The sequence below is a fragment of the Burkholderia sp. YHN3-13 genome (assembly GCF_055810675.1).
In genome coordinates this window covers 335,757-349,170 of sequence record NZ_JBVVNQ010000007.1, presented here as the reverse complement: position 1 = coordinate 349,170, position 13,414 = coordinate 335,757, and the positions used below count along the sequence as shown (strand labels likewise).

The window sequence follows — 13,414 nt, the reverse complement described above, 5'->3', positions numbered from 1 at the left end:
AGCGAGTCGGTCCCACCCCTTCCCATCCCGAACAGGACCGTGAAACGACTCTACGCCGATGATAGTGCGGATTCCCGTGTGAAAGTAGGTAATCGTCAGGCTCCCTAAGCCAGAAACCCCCGCCCGACAAGGCGGGGGTTTTTGCATTTCGGCGGCGGAAATGCGCGTGCGCGGCAATGTCAGTCGGTCTTCGTTCAGATAACCCGAGCCCCGAACGAAATGAGCGCGTTATCCGGCGTGTCCACGTAAAATTCGCGAATCCCCACCTCCGCATTCAAGACGATGAACGCCGCCACCCAGGTAGCCCGGGCCGTTTGCCCGCACGATTGTCCGGACACGTGCGCAATGCGCGTGACCGTCGAGAACGGGAAGGCGATCAAGGTAACGGGCGATCCCGATCATCCGCCGACGCAAGGTGTGTTGTGCACGAAGGTCAGCCGTTACGCCGACCGCGTCCATCATCCCGATCGCCTCACGGTTCCGCTCAAACGCGTCGGCCCGAAGGGCGAAGGGCGCTTCGAGCCGATCAGCTGGAGCGAGGCGTTCGACGAGATCGGCCGTCGCCTGGGTGAAATCGCCGCGCGCGCGCCGGAAGCGATCGTGCCGTACAGCTACGCCGGAACGATGGGGCTCGTGCAGGGCGAGGGCATCGCCCAACGGTTCTTCCACACGCTCGGCGCATCGCGGCTCGAGCGCACGATCTGTGCGGCAGCAGGCGCGGCGGGGCTGCGATATACGTATGGCGGCAGTCTCGGCATGCACCTCGAGCACTTCGAGGAAAGCGAACTGATTCTGATATGGGGCGCGAATCCGATCGCGTCGAGCCTGCACTTCTGGACCCGCGCGCAGGAAGCGAAGCGCCGCGGTGCGCGTCTTGTCGCGATCGATCCCTATCGCTCGCTGACCGCGGAGAAGTGCCATCAGCACATTGCGCTGAAACCGGGTACCGATGGTGCATTTGCGCTCGGCATGATGCATGTGTTGATCACCGAAAATCTGCTCGATCACGACTACATCGCTGACCATACGCTGGGTTTTGACGCGCTCAAGGCGCGCGCCATGTCCTATCCGCCGGAGCGGGTCGCGCAGATCTGCGGCGTCGATGCGTCGGAGCTGATCGATCTTGCGCGTCGCTACGGCGCCACGCGAAAGGCATCGATCCGCCTCAACTACGGCATGCAGCGCGTTCGCGGCGGCGGCAATGCCGTGCGCGCGATTGCCAGCCTGCCGGCGCTGACGGGAGCGTGGCGCGACCGCGCGGGCGGGCTGTTGCTGTCGTCGTCGGAATCCGCACCGGTCAACCAGGCGGCGCTGTTGCGCCCGGATCTGATGCCGGGTTGGCCGCACAAGCTGCCGCGCATCATCAACATGAATGCGATCGGCGACGCGCTGCTGCACCCCGGCGATGCGACATTCGGGCCGAAAGTCGAAGCCGTGATCGTGTACAACTCGAATCCGGTGGCGGTCGCGCCGGACTCGTCGAAGGTCGCCGCTGGGTTCGCGCGTGACGATCTGTTTACGGTCGTTCTCGAGCATTTCAAGACAGATACCGTCGATTTCGCCGACATTGTGTTGCCGGCGACCACGCAGCTCGAGCATCTCGATATTCACAAATCGTATGGCCACACCTACGTGATGGCGAACCTGCCGTCGATTCCGCCGGTGGGCGAGGCGCGGCCGAACACGGAGATCTTCCGTGGCATCGCGCGCAGCATGAGGCTCGACGAGCCGGCGCTGTATCACACCGACGAAGAGGTCGCGCGTGCGGCGCTCCGCTGGGACGACCCGGCACTCGACAGCGACTGGGAAGCGTTGAAGCGGGAAGGCTGGCTGAAGCTCAAGCTGCCGGAGGCGCCGTTCGCGAACGGCGGTTTCCGCACCCCGTCAGGCAAGTGCGAGTTCTACAGCCCGCGGCTCGAGCAGATGGGCATGGACCCCGTCCCGGACTACCTGCCGCCGTTCGAATCGGCCGAGGCCGCGCCCGAGCTCGCCGCGCGTTATCCGCTCGCGATGATCTCGCCGCCGGCCCGCCACTTCCTGAACAGCACGTTCGTGAACGTCGACAGCCTGCGTACGACGGAAGGCGAGCCGCACCTCGACATGCACCCGTCCGACGCCGAGGCGCGCGGCATCGCGGAGGGCGACGTCGTCCGCATCTTCAACGATCGCGGTTCGATGCAGGCGCTCGCACGGGTTACCGATCGCGCACGGGCGGGGCTCGTCGTCGGACTGTCGATCTGGTGGAAGAAACTGTCGCCCGACGGCAGGAACGCGAACGAGGTGACAAGCCAGGCGCTGACCGATCTCGGCAATTCGGCGACGTTTTACGATTGTCTTGTGGAAGTTGAACGAATTTGATCGAATATCGCGTTATGGTCGGACGAATATCCTCGGAAGTTCGAAGTGGACATCTAACCCTGTTGTCTCGGGGCGGGGGAGCCGTTACGATGCGTTTTAGCACGACCATTCGAAAATCTGTGAGGAGACGCGCGGCATGGACAAAATTTGGCTGAAATCGTACCCACCCGGCGTTCCAGCCGAAATTGACGCGTCTCCCTATCCTTCTGTCCCGGACCTGCTCGACGAAAGCTTCCGGCAGTATCGCGATCGCACGGCGTTCGTCTGCATGGGCAAGGGCATCACGTACGGTGAACTCGACAAGCTGTCGCGGCAGTTCGGCGCGTGGCTGCAATCCCGTGGCCTCGCACGCGGCGCGCGGGTCGCGATCATGATGCCGAACGTGCTCCAGTATCCGGTGACGATCGCCGCGGTACTGCGGGCCGGTTACACCGTCGTCAACGTCAACCCGCTTTATACGCCGCGCGAGCTCGAGCACCAGTTGAAGGACAGCGGCGCGGAAGCGATCGTCATCCTCGAGAATTTCGCGTCGACGCTGCAGTCCGTCATCGCCAATACGGCCGTCAAGCATGTGGTCGTCGCATCGATGGGCGACCTGCTGGGCATCAAGGGGTGGCTCGTCAATTACGTGGTGCGCAACGTGAAGAAGATGGTGCCTGCATGGCAGCTGCCGTCGTTCACGCGCTTCAAGGCCGCGCTGTCGGAAGGCGCGCGGCAGGCGTTCAAGCCGCAGAAGATCGGCCCCGACGACGTCGCGTTCCTGCAATACACGGGTGGGACGACCGGCGTCGCGAAGGGCGCGACGCTGTTGCACCGGAACATCGTGTCGAACGTGCTGCAGGCCGGCGCCTGGCACCATCCGGCACACGAGAAATACCCGGAGGTGAAACAGTTCGTGACGGTCGTCGCGCTGCCGCTGTATCACGTGTTCGCACTGACCGTCTGCGGTTTCCTGACGATGCGCACGGGCGGCATGGGAGTCCTGATCCCGAACCCGCGCGACATCGCCGGCATGATCAAGGAGCTGAAGGGCTATCAGATCTCGACGATTCCGGCGGTCAACACGCTGTACAACGCGCTGCTGAACCATCCCGAATTCAGTCAGCTCGACCTGTCGAAGCTCGTGATCGCCAACGGCGGCGGCATGGCGATCCAGGAAGGGGTCGCGAAGCGCTGGTATGAAAAGACCCATACCGCGATCATCGAAGGATACGGGCTGTCCGAAACGTCGCCGGTGGCGACCTGCAATCCCGTGACGGCGACCGAATACAGCGGGACGATCGGTTTGCCGCTGCCGTCGACCGAGGTGGCGATCCGCGACGATGCCGGCAATGACGTGGCGCTCGGCGAACCCGGCGAGATCTGCATCCGCGGGCCGCAGGTGATGGCGGGCTACTGGAACCGGCCCGACGAGACCGCGAAGGTCATGTTCCCGGACGGGTTCTTCAAGACGGGCGACGTCGGCGTGATGGACGCGCGCGGTTACGTGAAGATCGTCGACCGGAAGAAGGACATGATCCTCGTGTCCGGCTTCAACGTGTATCCGAACGAAGTCGAGGACGTGGTGGCGTCGCATCCGGGCGTGTTCGAGGTGGCGGCGGTCGGCGTGCCCGACGAGCATTCCGGCGAGGCCGTGAAGCTGTTCGTCGTGAAGAAGGATCCGGCGCTCACCGACAAGGACATCCTGGCCTACTGCAAGGAGCGGCTCACCGGCTACAAGCGGCCGAAGCTGGTCGAATTCCGTACGGAGCTGCCGAAAACGAACGTCGGCAAGATCTTGCGGCGCGAGTTGCGCGACGGACGCGCGTAAGTCGCGGCGAGGTTGAGCGAAAAAGCCCGGCAGACGCCGGGCTTTTTTGTTTGCGGATGACGCGGATCGGAACCAGCCGCTTTCCGCGGCGGGCCGGCGGCCCATCGCATCGTCGATTGTGCCGACACGACCGGCGCACATGGCGCGCCGGTGGCGCTTTCACCGTGATTGGCCGGCGGATTTCTGGCGCGCCGGTCCAGCATGGTCGCCGCCGGGGAAAAGAAAAAGGCGCCCGAAGGCGCCTTCAATATGCTGCGGCTTGTCAGGCAAGCTGATTAGAACTTGTGACGGATACCGACGCGCGCTGCGACCTGGTTGGCGGAGCTCGAACCTGCGAGACCGTTGATCGCCGCAGTTGCCTTCAGGACGTTGCCGTTCGCGTCGAGCACGTTGCCCGAAGCGTGTTGGTACACGCCGATTGCGTAGACGTCCGTGCGCTTCGACAGGAAGTAGTCGACGCCCAGCGAGCCTTGGTGGTACTTGGCTGCCGAGTTGCCGTCGATCTTGCTGCCTTGCGTGTAGTCGTACGCCGCGCCGAGAATCAGCGCCGGGGTCAGCTGATACTTGAAGTTGATTTCGCCGTTGTTGAACGTCGCGGTCTGGTTCACGAACGGGCCTGCCGAGAAGCCCTTGAACTTCGTGTTCGAGTACGTCGCGCCGATCGTTGCCGCGCCGAACGTGTAGGCGCCGCCTGCACCGATGACCTGGTACGTGTTCGCGTTGTTCGCGTACGCGCCGTAGATCGGCGACGAAACCGACGACGATGCGGAACCGTTGTTGAACATGCCGCCGAACTGGTTCGGCGTACGTGCGTTCAAGTAACCGACGCCGAGGACCAGCGGGCCGTTGTTGTAGCCTGCGCCGAGCGACCAGACCTGGTTCTTCGAGAACTGGCCTGCCTGGCCGCCGAAGCTGTACAGGCCGCCGAACGTGATGCCGCCGTAGCTCTGGCTCGTGAACTTGACCGCGTTGTTCACGCGATAGGCGTTGTTGAAGTTGTCCAGGTCGCCCGGGTGAGCGGCGATGTAGCCGCCCCACTGGTCGCCTGCCTCGAGCGGGCCGACGAAGTCGACGACGGAGTCGTACTGACGACCCAGCGTGACCGTGCCGTACTGGCTCGACAGGCCGACGTAGGCCTGACGACCGAACATCAGGCCGCCCTGACCGAGCTTGCCGCTGTTCACGTCGAAACCGTTTTCGAGGGTGAAGATTGCCTTCAGGCCGCCACCGAGGTCTTCGGTGCCGCGCAGGCCGAAGCGGCTGCCTTGCATCACGCCGCTGGCCATGCTGTACAGGTGCTTGCCGCCTGCATTGTTGTTGAAGAGCAGGCCTTCATCGATGATGCCGTAAAGCGTCACGCTGCTTTGCGCTTGGGCAGCGCCAGCGAACGCGCCCAGCGCGACGAGCGCGAGAAGCGACTTTTTCATTAACGGATCTCCAAGAATCACTGAATTTTTTTGGCGGGGCAGATAGTTATGTTCTGTTGACGGGCCCCATCAACTTCGCAAGAAGTCGGACGTAATGTAGCAAAACCGTTTTTTGCCACAAAGCGAAATGCCGTGGCGCAAGGCCGCCATGTTTCCTTTATGCAACAATGGTTAAAATCACGGGTTAACCGCAATTTCCGCTGAATAATCAAGTCGGTTACGCAGCGGACTCGTGCCCTTGCCGCTCGCGGCGGCACCTGCAGCCAGGAGAACAGGAACGTGTTGGATGAACTGATCAGCGAATTCGATCGCGGCTTGCGATCGCTGACCGGCATTAGCCGGATGAGCCGCCCGGTGCCCACGCCGGCCGAGGCGCCCGACGTCGAGCTGACGCCGGCCGAACGGACGCATGCCGCCGGGCTGATGCGCGTGAACCACGTCGGCGAGGTCTGCGCGCAGGCGCTCTACCAGGCGCAGAAGCTCACCGCGCGCACGGCGTCGGCGAAGGCGATGTTCGAGGAGGCCGCGCGCGAGGAAGAGGATCACCTCGCGTGGACCGCGCACCGCCTGAAGGAACTCGACTCGCGCCCGAGCCTGCTGAATCCGCTGTGGTATGCCGGCGCGCTCGCGATCGGCGTCGCGGCCGGTACGCTCGGCGACAAGGTCAGCCTCGGCTTCATGGCCGAGACGGAGCGGCAGGTCGAGAATCATCTCGAAGGCCATATGTCCGAGCTGCCGGCGACCGACGCGGCGTCGCGCGCGATCGTCGACCAGATGCGGATCGACGAGGTGAAGCACGGCAAGGCCGCGACCGACGCAGGCGGGATCGAGTTGCCGCTGCCCGCGCGGATGCTGATGCGCGCCGCGTCGAAAGTCATGACGAGCACTGCGTACTATCTCTGAGAATTGCGCCGGGGCGACGCATGACGCCGCCCTGGTTCACCGCCCCCGATACCGCCCGCCGACCCCTCGTTTTCCCGCCCCCGAAAGCCCCGTCCGCACGCCTGTCTGGCCCGTCTTTCTCACGTATCACCTTCACAAGTTGCACTAGCTCATTCATTTATAACGGTTTTTGGTATGAGGGGCCGCATGAGCATGTGCGCGTAAGTCCTTGTTCTAACTAACAAAATTCGTCAAAAAAGCGGGCCGCTCCCTTGACCGTGCCACACCCTTCCTCTAAAGTGGGAGACAGTGTGAGAAAGTGTATTTTTGTGTGATTTAGCGGGCTATTCCGGCTAAATTCTCAGCATTGAGCGGGTGCTTCGGTGCCCTGAACGGGAGAGCGGAAAGTGTTCCAAGGGGCGTCGGCGCTGACGCTCGATGCGAAAGGGCGGATGTCGGTGCCGGCTCGCTATCGCGAAGCGCTGCAAGGACAGGCAGAAGGACGGGTGACTGTGACCAAGCACCCGGACGGCTGCCTGTTGCTGTTTCCGCGCCCCGAATGGGAAGTATTCCGCGCCAAGATCGCCGCGCTGCCGATGGACGCGCACTGGTGGCGGCGCATTTTTCTCGGCAATGCGATGGACGTCGATCTCGACAGCGCGGGCCGGATTCTCGTATCGCCCGAGCTGCGCATGGCAGCCGGACTGGAAAAGGAAGTCATGTTGTTGGGAATGGGTAGTCACTTCGAGCTGTGGGATTCGCAAACCTACAACGCGAAGGAGCAGGCAGCGATGGCGCAGGGCATGCCCGACGCGCTGAAGAATTTCACGTTCTGATTGCGGTGACGGAGACGCCCGCGATGGGAAATGAATTGCGGCATCGGACGGTGCTGTTGGATGAGGCGGTCGAGTCGCTCGTGACGCGGCCGGACGGCGTGTACGTCGACGGTACGTTCGGGCGGGGCGGGCATAGCCGCGCGGTGCTCGCGCGGCTCGCGCCGGCCGGGCGGCTGATCGCGTTCGACAAGGACCCGAGGGCGATCGAGACGGCGCAGGGCATCGAGGATGCGCGCTTCTCGATCGTGCATGACAGCTTTGCATCGATGCGCGACGCGCTTGCGGCGCGCGGCGTCGAGAAGGTGGCGGGTGTGTTGCTGGACCTGGGCGTGTCCTCGCCGCAGGTGGACGATCCGGCGCGCGGCTTCAGCTTCCGCGCCGATGGTCCGCTGGACATGCGAATGGATCCGACGCGTGGCGAGTCGGCGGCCGAATGGCTCGCGCGGGCTTCGGTGCAGGAATTGACGGAGGTGATACGGGATTATGGGGAAGAACGGTTTGCTTTTCAGATTGCAAAGGCGCTTGTTGCTCGCCGGGCAGAGTCCGACCGTCTTGGGCCTCTCGACACCACGGGCGAGCTTGCCCAAATCGTGGGTCACGTCGTCAAAACCCGTGAGAAGGGCAAGGATCCGGCAACCCGCACCTTTCAGGCTATACGGATTCACGTCAATCAAGAGCTTGCGGACCTGCAAGTCGTACTAGACGCGGCACTGTCGTTGCTGGAGCAAGGGGGGCGGCTGGTGGTGATCAGCTTTCATTCACTCGAGGACCGGATCGTCAAGCGATTCATGCAGGCGCACGCCAGTGCGCCTGCGGTCGATCGTCGCCTGCCGATCCGCGCCGTCGACCTCCCGAGCCCGCCGCTCAAGATCATCAGCCGTCAGTTTCCGAGTGAAGCGGAAGTCGCCGCGAATCCGCGCGCCCGCTCGGCCGTGATGCGCATTGCGGAGCGCGTCACGCCATGAGCCGCTTCAATATCTTCCTGCTGATCATCGTGATGGGTTGCGCGCTGTCGGTCGTCAACTCGACGAACCAGCAGCGGCAGATCTTCATCCAGCTGCAGCGCGCGCAGTCGCAGGAGCGCCAGCTCCAGCAGGACTACGCGCAGCTTCAATATCAGCAGAGCGCGCTGTCGAAGACGTCGCGCATCGAGCAACTCGCGAACGATTCGCTGAAGATGCAGGCGATCTCGACCGGCCGCACGCAATACCTGACGCTGCCGCCGGGCGCGGCGAAGGCGATCGACGCGCCGATCCCGGCGTCGGCCGACACGGCAGGCAAGGGCAAGGGGGGCGCGCGATGAAGCCGTCCCAGAAACGCCAGAACGTGAAGTTCTCGTCGAGCCCCGTGCTGGGCGTGCACCTGCCGATGTGGCGCTCGAAGTTCGTCGTGTTCCTGCTGTTCATGGCGTTCGTCGCGCTGGCCGCGCGGGCGTTCTGGATCCAGGGGCCCGGCAACGCGTTCTATCAGAAGCAGGGCGAAAGCCGCTACCAGCGCACGCTCGAGCTGCCCGCGACGCGCGGCAAGATCCTCGACCGTAACGGGCTCGTGCTCGCGACGAGCCTGCCCGTGCGCGCGATCTGGGCGATTCCCGACGCGGTGCCGGACGATCTCGACGCCGACAAGATCAACCAGCTCGGCAAGCTCCTCGGCATGACGCCGAAGGAACTGCGCGTGAAGCTGTCGGAAGACAAGGGTTTCGTCTACGTGAAGCGCCAGGTGCCGCTCGACGTCGCGGACAAGGTCGCCGCGCTCGACATTCCCGGCATCTACCAGCGCAACGAATACAAGCGCTTCTATCCGGAAGGCGAGATCACCGCTCACCTGATCGGCTTCACGAACGTCGAGGACGAAGGGCAGGAAGGCGTCGAGCTCGGCGACCAGAAGTTGCTGTCCGGCACGTCGGGCGTGCGGCGCGTGATCAAGGACCGGATGGGGCACATCGTCGAGGACGTCGCCGAGCAGATCCCGCCGCACAACGGGACCGACGTCGACCTGTCGATCGACAGCAAGATCCAGTACATCGCGTACGCGAACCTGAAGGCCGCCGTCGAGAAGTTCAAGGCAAAGGCCGGCGCGGCGATGGTCGTCGACGTGCGTACCGGCGAAGTGCTCGCGCTCGTCAACTACCCGACGTACAACCCGAACGACCGCTCGCGCATGACGGGCGAGCAACTGCGCAACCGGATCATGACCGACGTGTTCGAGCCGGGCTCGATCATGAAGCCATTCACGGTGTCGCTCGCGCTCGATCTGCACCGCGTGACGCCGAACACGCTCGTCGAAACGGGCAACGGGCATTTCGTGCTCGACGGCGCGCCGATCACCGACGACGCGGGTTTCGGCACGCTGACGGTCGGCGGCGTGATCCAGAAGTCGAGCAACATCGGCGCGACGAAGATCGCGATGACGATGCGGCCCGAGGAAATGTGGAATATGTATACGAGCATCGGCCTCGGCCAGGCGCCGAAGGTCGGGTTCCCGGGCGCGGTGGCCGGCCGCCTGCGTCCGTGGAAGAGCTGGCGCCGCATCGAGCAGGCGACGATGTCGTACGGCTACGGCCTGTCGGTGTCGCTGTTCCAGCTCGCGCGCGCCTACACGGCGATCGCGCACGACGGCGAGCTGATGCCCGTGACCATTTTCAAGACCGACCCCAATCAGCCGATCACGGGCACGCAGGTATTCAACCCGACCACCGCGCGCGAAGTGCGCGCGATGCTCGAGACGGTGGTCGCGCCGGGCGGCACGTCGCCGGATGCGGCCGTGCCGGGCTATCGCGTCGGCGGCAAGAGCGGTACCGCGTACAAGCATGAAGGGCACGGCTACACGCGCAAGTACCGTGCGTCGTTCGTCGGGATGGCGCCGATGCCGAATCCGCGCATCGTCGTCGCGGTGTCGGTCGACGAGCCGACCGCCGGCAGCCACTTCGGCGGCCAAGTGTCCGGCCCCGTATTCTCGGCGATCGCCGGCGACACGATGCGTGCGTTGAACGTCCCGCCGAACATGCCGATCAAGCAACTCGTCGTGTCTGACGATTCGCCGGCAGCGCCGAGCGCAACGGGGCCGCAAAAGCTGGCCGCGGGGAGCGGTGCGAGGCATATGATCGTGTCCAGCACGACGCGTAATTCACCAGGAGTTGTTCGATGAGCGCCGCCCGCAGTTCCCATCCGGCGCATCAGCAGATCGCAGCCGCGCTTGCGTGGCTGCGTCAGCATGTGGCCCCCGCGGCGCAACTGCATGCCGACACGCGCAGTCTCAAGGCTGGCGACGTGTTCGTCGCGTATGCGGTCGACGGGGCAGACAATCGCGCCTTCATTGCCAACGCCGTCGCACAAGGTGCGGCCGCCGTGCTGTATCAGCCGGAAGGGCTGGCCGCCGCGCCGGCCGTACCCGTCGCGCTCGCGGTGCCGGCGCTCGACCAGCTCGCCGGCGAGATCGCCAGCGGCTGGTACGGCGATCCGAGCGACAGCCTGCTCGCGGTCGGCGTCACGGGCACGAACGGCAAGACGTCGTGCACGCAATGGCTCGCTGTCGCGCTGACGGCGTTGCACCAGCCGTGCGCGGTGATCGGCACGCTCGGCAGCGGGACGCCCGGCCAGCTCGTGCCGACCGGCTTCACGACGCCCGACGCGCCGCAACTGCAGCGCAGCCTCGCGCAGTTGCGCGACGCCGGTGCGAAGGCGGTGGCGATGGAAGTGTCGTCGCACGCGTTGCATCAGGGCCGCGTGAACGGCACGGCCTTCGATATCGCGGTATTTACGAACCTCACGCAGGATCACCTCGACTATCACGGCACCTTCGATGCGTACGAAGCCGCGAAGGCGAAGCTGTTCGCGTGGCGCGGCCTGCGCGCGGCGGTGATCAATCGCGACGACGCAGCCGGCCGGCGCCTGCTCGAGAAGCTGGCCGGCCGCGTGCGCACGATCGCGTACGGGATCGGCGACGCGGCGGCACCCGACGCCGATCGCGAGCTGGTCGCGCTCGACGTGCGTGCGACCGCCACCGGCACCGCATTCCGCCTGCGTTCGTCGTGGGGCGACGCGGAGGTCGAGGTCGGCACGCTCGGCACCTTCAACGTCAGCAACCTGCTTGCCGTACTCGGCTCGCTGCTCGCGGCCGATGTGCCGTTCGACGCGGCGCTCGCCGAGATCGAGCGGCTCGAGTCGGTCAACGGCCGGATGCAGCGGCTCGGCGGCCGGCTGCAGAACGACGAACCGCTCGTCGTGATCGACTACGCGCACACGCCCGACGCGCTCGAAAAGACGCTCGACGCGTTGCGCCCGATCGCCACGGCACGCGGTGGCCGGCTCGTCTGCATGTTCGGCTGCGGCGGCGATCGCGACGCAACGAAGCGCCCGCTGATGGGCGCGATCGCGGAGCGGCTCGCCGACGAGACCGTCGTCACGAGCGACAACCCGCGCAGCGAGGATCCGCAGCGCATCATCGACCAGATCGTCGCGGGCATGACCGCACCCGATCACGCACGCCGCATCGAGGATCGCGCGAGCGCGATCCTGCAGGCCGTGCGCGGCGCCGCACGCGAGGATGTCGTCGTGCTGGCCGGCAAGGGCCACGAGGCCACGCAGGAAATCATGGGCAAGAAGCGTACGTTCTCCGATCAGGATCACGCGCGGCTCGCGCTGGCGGCGCGCGCGACGCACGGCAAGGGAGGCGGCGAATGACGATGCTCAGTCTCGGCGAAGCCGCCCGCCTGATTCCCGGCGCCACCGTCCACGGCGACGCGGGCGTCACGTTCGACCGCGTGTCGACGGACAGCCGCACGGCCGGGCCGGGCGACCTGTTCGTCGCGCTGAAGGGCGAGCGCTTCGACGCGCACGACTTCCTCGGCGACGTCGCCGCGCGCGGTGCCGCCGCGGCACTCGTCGTGCACGTGCCGGCGGGCGTCACGATGCCGGCGATCGTGGGCGGCGAAACGCGTGCCGCGCTCGGCGCGCTCGCGCACGGCTGGCGCATGCGATTCCCGCTGCCGCTCGTCGCGGTGACGGGCAGCAACGGCAAGACGACGGTCAAGGAAATGATCGCGTCGATCTTCGCGGCGGCGGTCGGCGCCGACGCGCGACTCGCGACGGCCGGCAACCTGAACAACGATGTCGGCCTGCCGCTGACGCTGTTGCGCCTGTCGGCCGCCCATCGTCTCGCGGTGATCGAGATCGGGATGAACCATCCGGGCGAGACCGAAGTCCTCGCGCGCCTCACGGCGCCGACGGTCGCGCTCGTCAACAACGCGCAGCGCGAGCACCAGGAATTCATGTCGACGGTCGAAGCCGTCGCGCTCGAACACGCGGCCGTGATTCACGCGCTGCCGCCGGACGGCGTCGCGGTGTTCCCGGCCGACGACGCGTACGCGGGCATCTGGCGCGTCGCGGCGACCGGCAACCGGATCCTCGATTTCGCGCTGCACGACGCCGAACGGCAGAACGACGCGCAGGTCGTCGGCCGTCTGCACGGCGGCGAACTCGCGATCGACACGCCGGCGGGTGCCGTCACGGTGCGGCTGCGCGCGCTCGGCGAGCACAATGCACGCAACGCGCTGGCCGCGACGGCCGCGGCGCTCGGCGCCGGCGTCTCGCTGTCGGCGATCCGGCAGGGCCTCGAATCGTTCGAACCGGTCAAGGGCCGGCTGCAGGTGAAGCAGGCGATTGCCGGGAGCCTCGCGGGTGCGACGGTCGTCGACGATACGTACAACGCGAACCCCGATTCGATGCGCGCCGCGATCGACGTGCTCGCCGCGCAATCGGGGCCGCGCGTGCTGGTGATCGGCGACATGGGCGAGGTTGGCGAAGAAGGGCCGGCTTTCCACCGCGAGATCGGCGCCTATGCGCGCGATCGCGGGATCGATGCGCTGTTCGCGCTCGGCGACGCGTCGCGCGACGCGTGCACGGCGTACGGCGACACGGCCCGCCATTTCGATGACGTCGGCGCGCTCGTGTCGGCGCTGCTCGCGGCCGGATACGGCGCACCGGCGACGGTGCTGGTGAAGGGCTCGCGGTACATGAAGATGGAGCGCGTGGTCGACGCGCTGACGAACCAACCCGCGGCGGGCACGGCGCCCGCCGCACACTGAGTAGAAGGAAGGAAGC

Annotated in this window: 10 protein-coding genes and 1 rRNA gene; 10 read left to right on the top strand and 1 reads right to left on the bottom strand. The window is 65.6% G+C overall.

What is annotated here, in order from left to right; genetic code table 11:
- From rrf to AC0KUR_RS19060, 3 genes are all read left to right on the top strand, one after another.
- Positions 1–101, top strand: a 5S ribosomal RNA gene (rrf, locus tag AC0KUR_RS19070); the annotation flags it as partial.
- Positions 102–282: 181 nt separating this feature from the next.
- Positions 283–2,358 carry a molybdopterin-containing oxidoreductase family protein gene (locus AC0KUR_RS19065; protein WP_473376294.1) on the top strand — a complete coding sequence of 692 codons (2,076 nt, stop codon included), beginning with the start codon at positions 283–285 and terminating at the stop codon, positions 2,356–2,358.
- A 136-nt stretch (positions 2,359–2,494) separates the two neighbouring features.
- Entirely contained in the window at positions 2,495–4,168 is a 1,674-nt protein-coding gene (locus AC0KUR_RS19060) for a long-chain fatty acid--CoA ligase (protein WP_034186344.1), read from the top strand.
- A gap of 275 nt (positions 4,169–4,443) precedes the next feature.
- Here AC0KUR_RS19060 and AC0KUR_RS19055 read toward each other — a convergent pair whose 3' ends face one another.
- Positions 4,444–5,595, bottom strand: coding sequence for a porin (locus AC0KUR_RS19055; RefSeq protein WP_034186345.1), 1,152 nt, complete (start codon positions 5,593–5,595; stop codon positions 4,444–4,446).
- 279 nt (positions 5,596–5,874) lie between these two features.
- Between AC0KUR_RS19055 and coq7 the strand changes: the two genes are divergently transcribed.
- The 7 genes from coq7 (at position 5,875) to AC0KUR_RS19020 (ending at position 13,398) form a co-directional block, all read left to right on the top strand.
- Complete coding sequence (gene coq7, locus AC0KUR_RS19050) at positions 5,875–6,498, top strand: 2-polyprenyl-3-methyl-6-methoxy-1,4-benzoquinone monooxygenase (RefSeq protein WP_034186346.1); 624 nt, start codon at positions 5,875–5,877, stop codon at positions 6,496–6,498.
- 386 nt (positions 6,499–6,884) lie between these two features.
- Entirely contained in the window at positions 6,885–7,313 is a 429-nt protein-coding gene (mraZ, locus tag AC0KUR_RS19045) for a division/cell wall cluster transcriptional repressor MraZ (protein WP_006487094.1), read from the top strand.
- 23 nt (positions 7,314–7,336) lie between these two features.
- Positions 7,337–8,278 carry a 16S rRNA (cytosine(1402)-N(4))-methyltransferase RsmH gene (gene rsmH, locus AC0KUR_RS19040; RefSeq protein WP_034186443.1) on the top strand — a complete coding sequence of 314 codons (942 nt, stop codon included), beginning with the start codon at positions 7,337–7,339 and terminating at the stop codon, positions 8,276–8,278.
- Positions 8,275–8,616, top strand: coding sequence for a cell division protein FtsL (gene ftsL, locus AC0KUR_RS19035; RefSeq protein ID WP_034186347.1), 342 nt, complete (start codon positions 8,275–8,277; stop codon positions 8,614–8,616). The genes rsmH and ftsL overlap by 4 nt, the downstream gene beginning before the upstream one ends.
- A complete protein-coding gene (locus AC0KUR_RS19030) occupies positions 8,613–10,460 on the top strand; it encodes a peptidoglycan D,D-transpeptidase FtsI family protein (protein WP_069706777.1) in 1,848 nt (615 codons plus the stop codon). The genes ftsL and AC0KUR_RS19030 overlap by 4 nt, the downstream gene beginning before the upstream one ends.
- A complete protein-coding gene (locus AC0KUR_RS19025) occupies positions 10,457–11,995 on the top strand; it encodes a UDP-N-acetylmuramoyl-L-alanyl-D-glutamate--2,6-diaminopimelate ligase (protein ID WP_473376293.1) in 1,539 nt (512 codons plus the stop codon). The genes AC0KUR_RS19030 and AC0KUR_RS19025 overlap by 4 nt, the downstream gene beginning before the upstream one ends.
- Positions 11,992–13,398 carry a UDP-N-acetylmuramoyl-tripeptide--D-alanyl-D-alanine ligase gene (locus tag AC0KUR_RS19020; protein WP_034186350.1) on the top strand — a complete coding sequence of 469 codons (1,407 nt, stop codon included), beginning with the start codon at positions 11,992–11,994 and terminating at the stop codon, positions 13,396–13,398. The genes AC0KUR_RS19025 and AC0KUR_RS19020 overlap by 4 nt, the downstream gene beginning before the upstream one ends.
- The last annotated feature ends 16 nt before the right edge of the window (positions 13,399–13,414 follow it).

Bases quoted from the DNA above. Each gene is read 5' to 3' on its own strand.
- AC0KUR_RS19065 (WP_473376294.1), top strand. From the start codon at position 283: ATGAACGCCGCCACCCAGGTAGCCCGGGCCGTTTGCCCGCACGATTGT.
- AC0KUR_RS19060 (WP_034186344.1), top strand. From the start codon at position 2,495: ATGGACAAAATTTGGCTGAAATCGTACCCACCCGGCGTTCCAGCCGAA.
- AC0KUR_RS19055 (WP_034186345.1), bottom strand. From the start codon at position 5,595: ATGAAAAAGTCGCTTCTCGCGCTCGTCGCGCTGGGCGCGTTCGCTGGC.
- rsmH (WP_034186443.1), top strand. From the start codon at position 7,337: ATGGGAAATGAATTGCGGCATCGGACGGTGCTGTTGGATGAGGCGGTC.
- ftsL (WP_034186347.1), top strand. From the start codon at position 8,275: ATGAGCCGCTTCAATATCTTCCTGCTGATCATCGTGATGGGTTGCGCG.
- AC0KUR_RS19030 (WP_069706777.1), top strand. From the start codon at position 8,613: ATGAAGCCGTCCCAGAAACGCCAGAACGTGAAGTTCTCGTCGAGCCCC.
- AC0KUR_RS19025 (WP_473376293.1), top strand. From the start codon at position 10,457: ATGAGCGCCGCCCGCAGTTCCCATCCGGCGCATCAGCAGATCGCAGCC.
- AC0KUR_RS19020 (WP_034186350.1), top strand. From the start codon at position 11,992: ATGACGATGCTCAGTCTCGGCGAAGCCGCCCGCCTGATTCCCGGCGCC.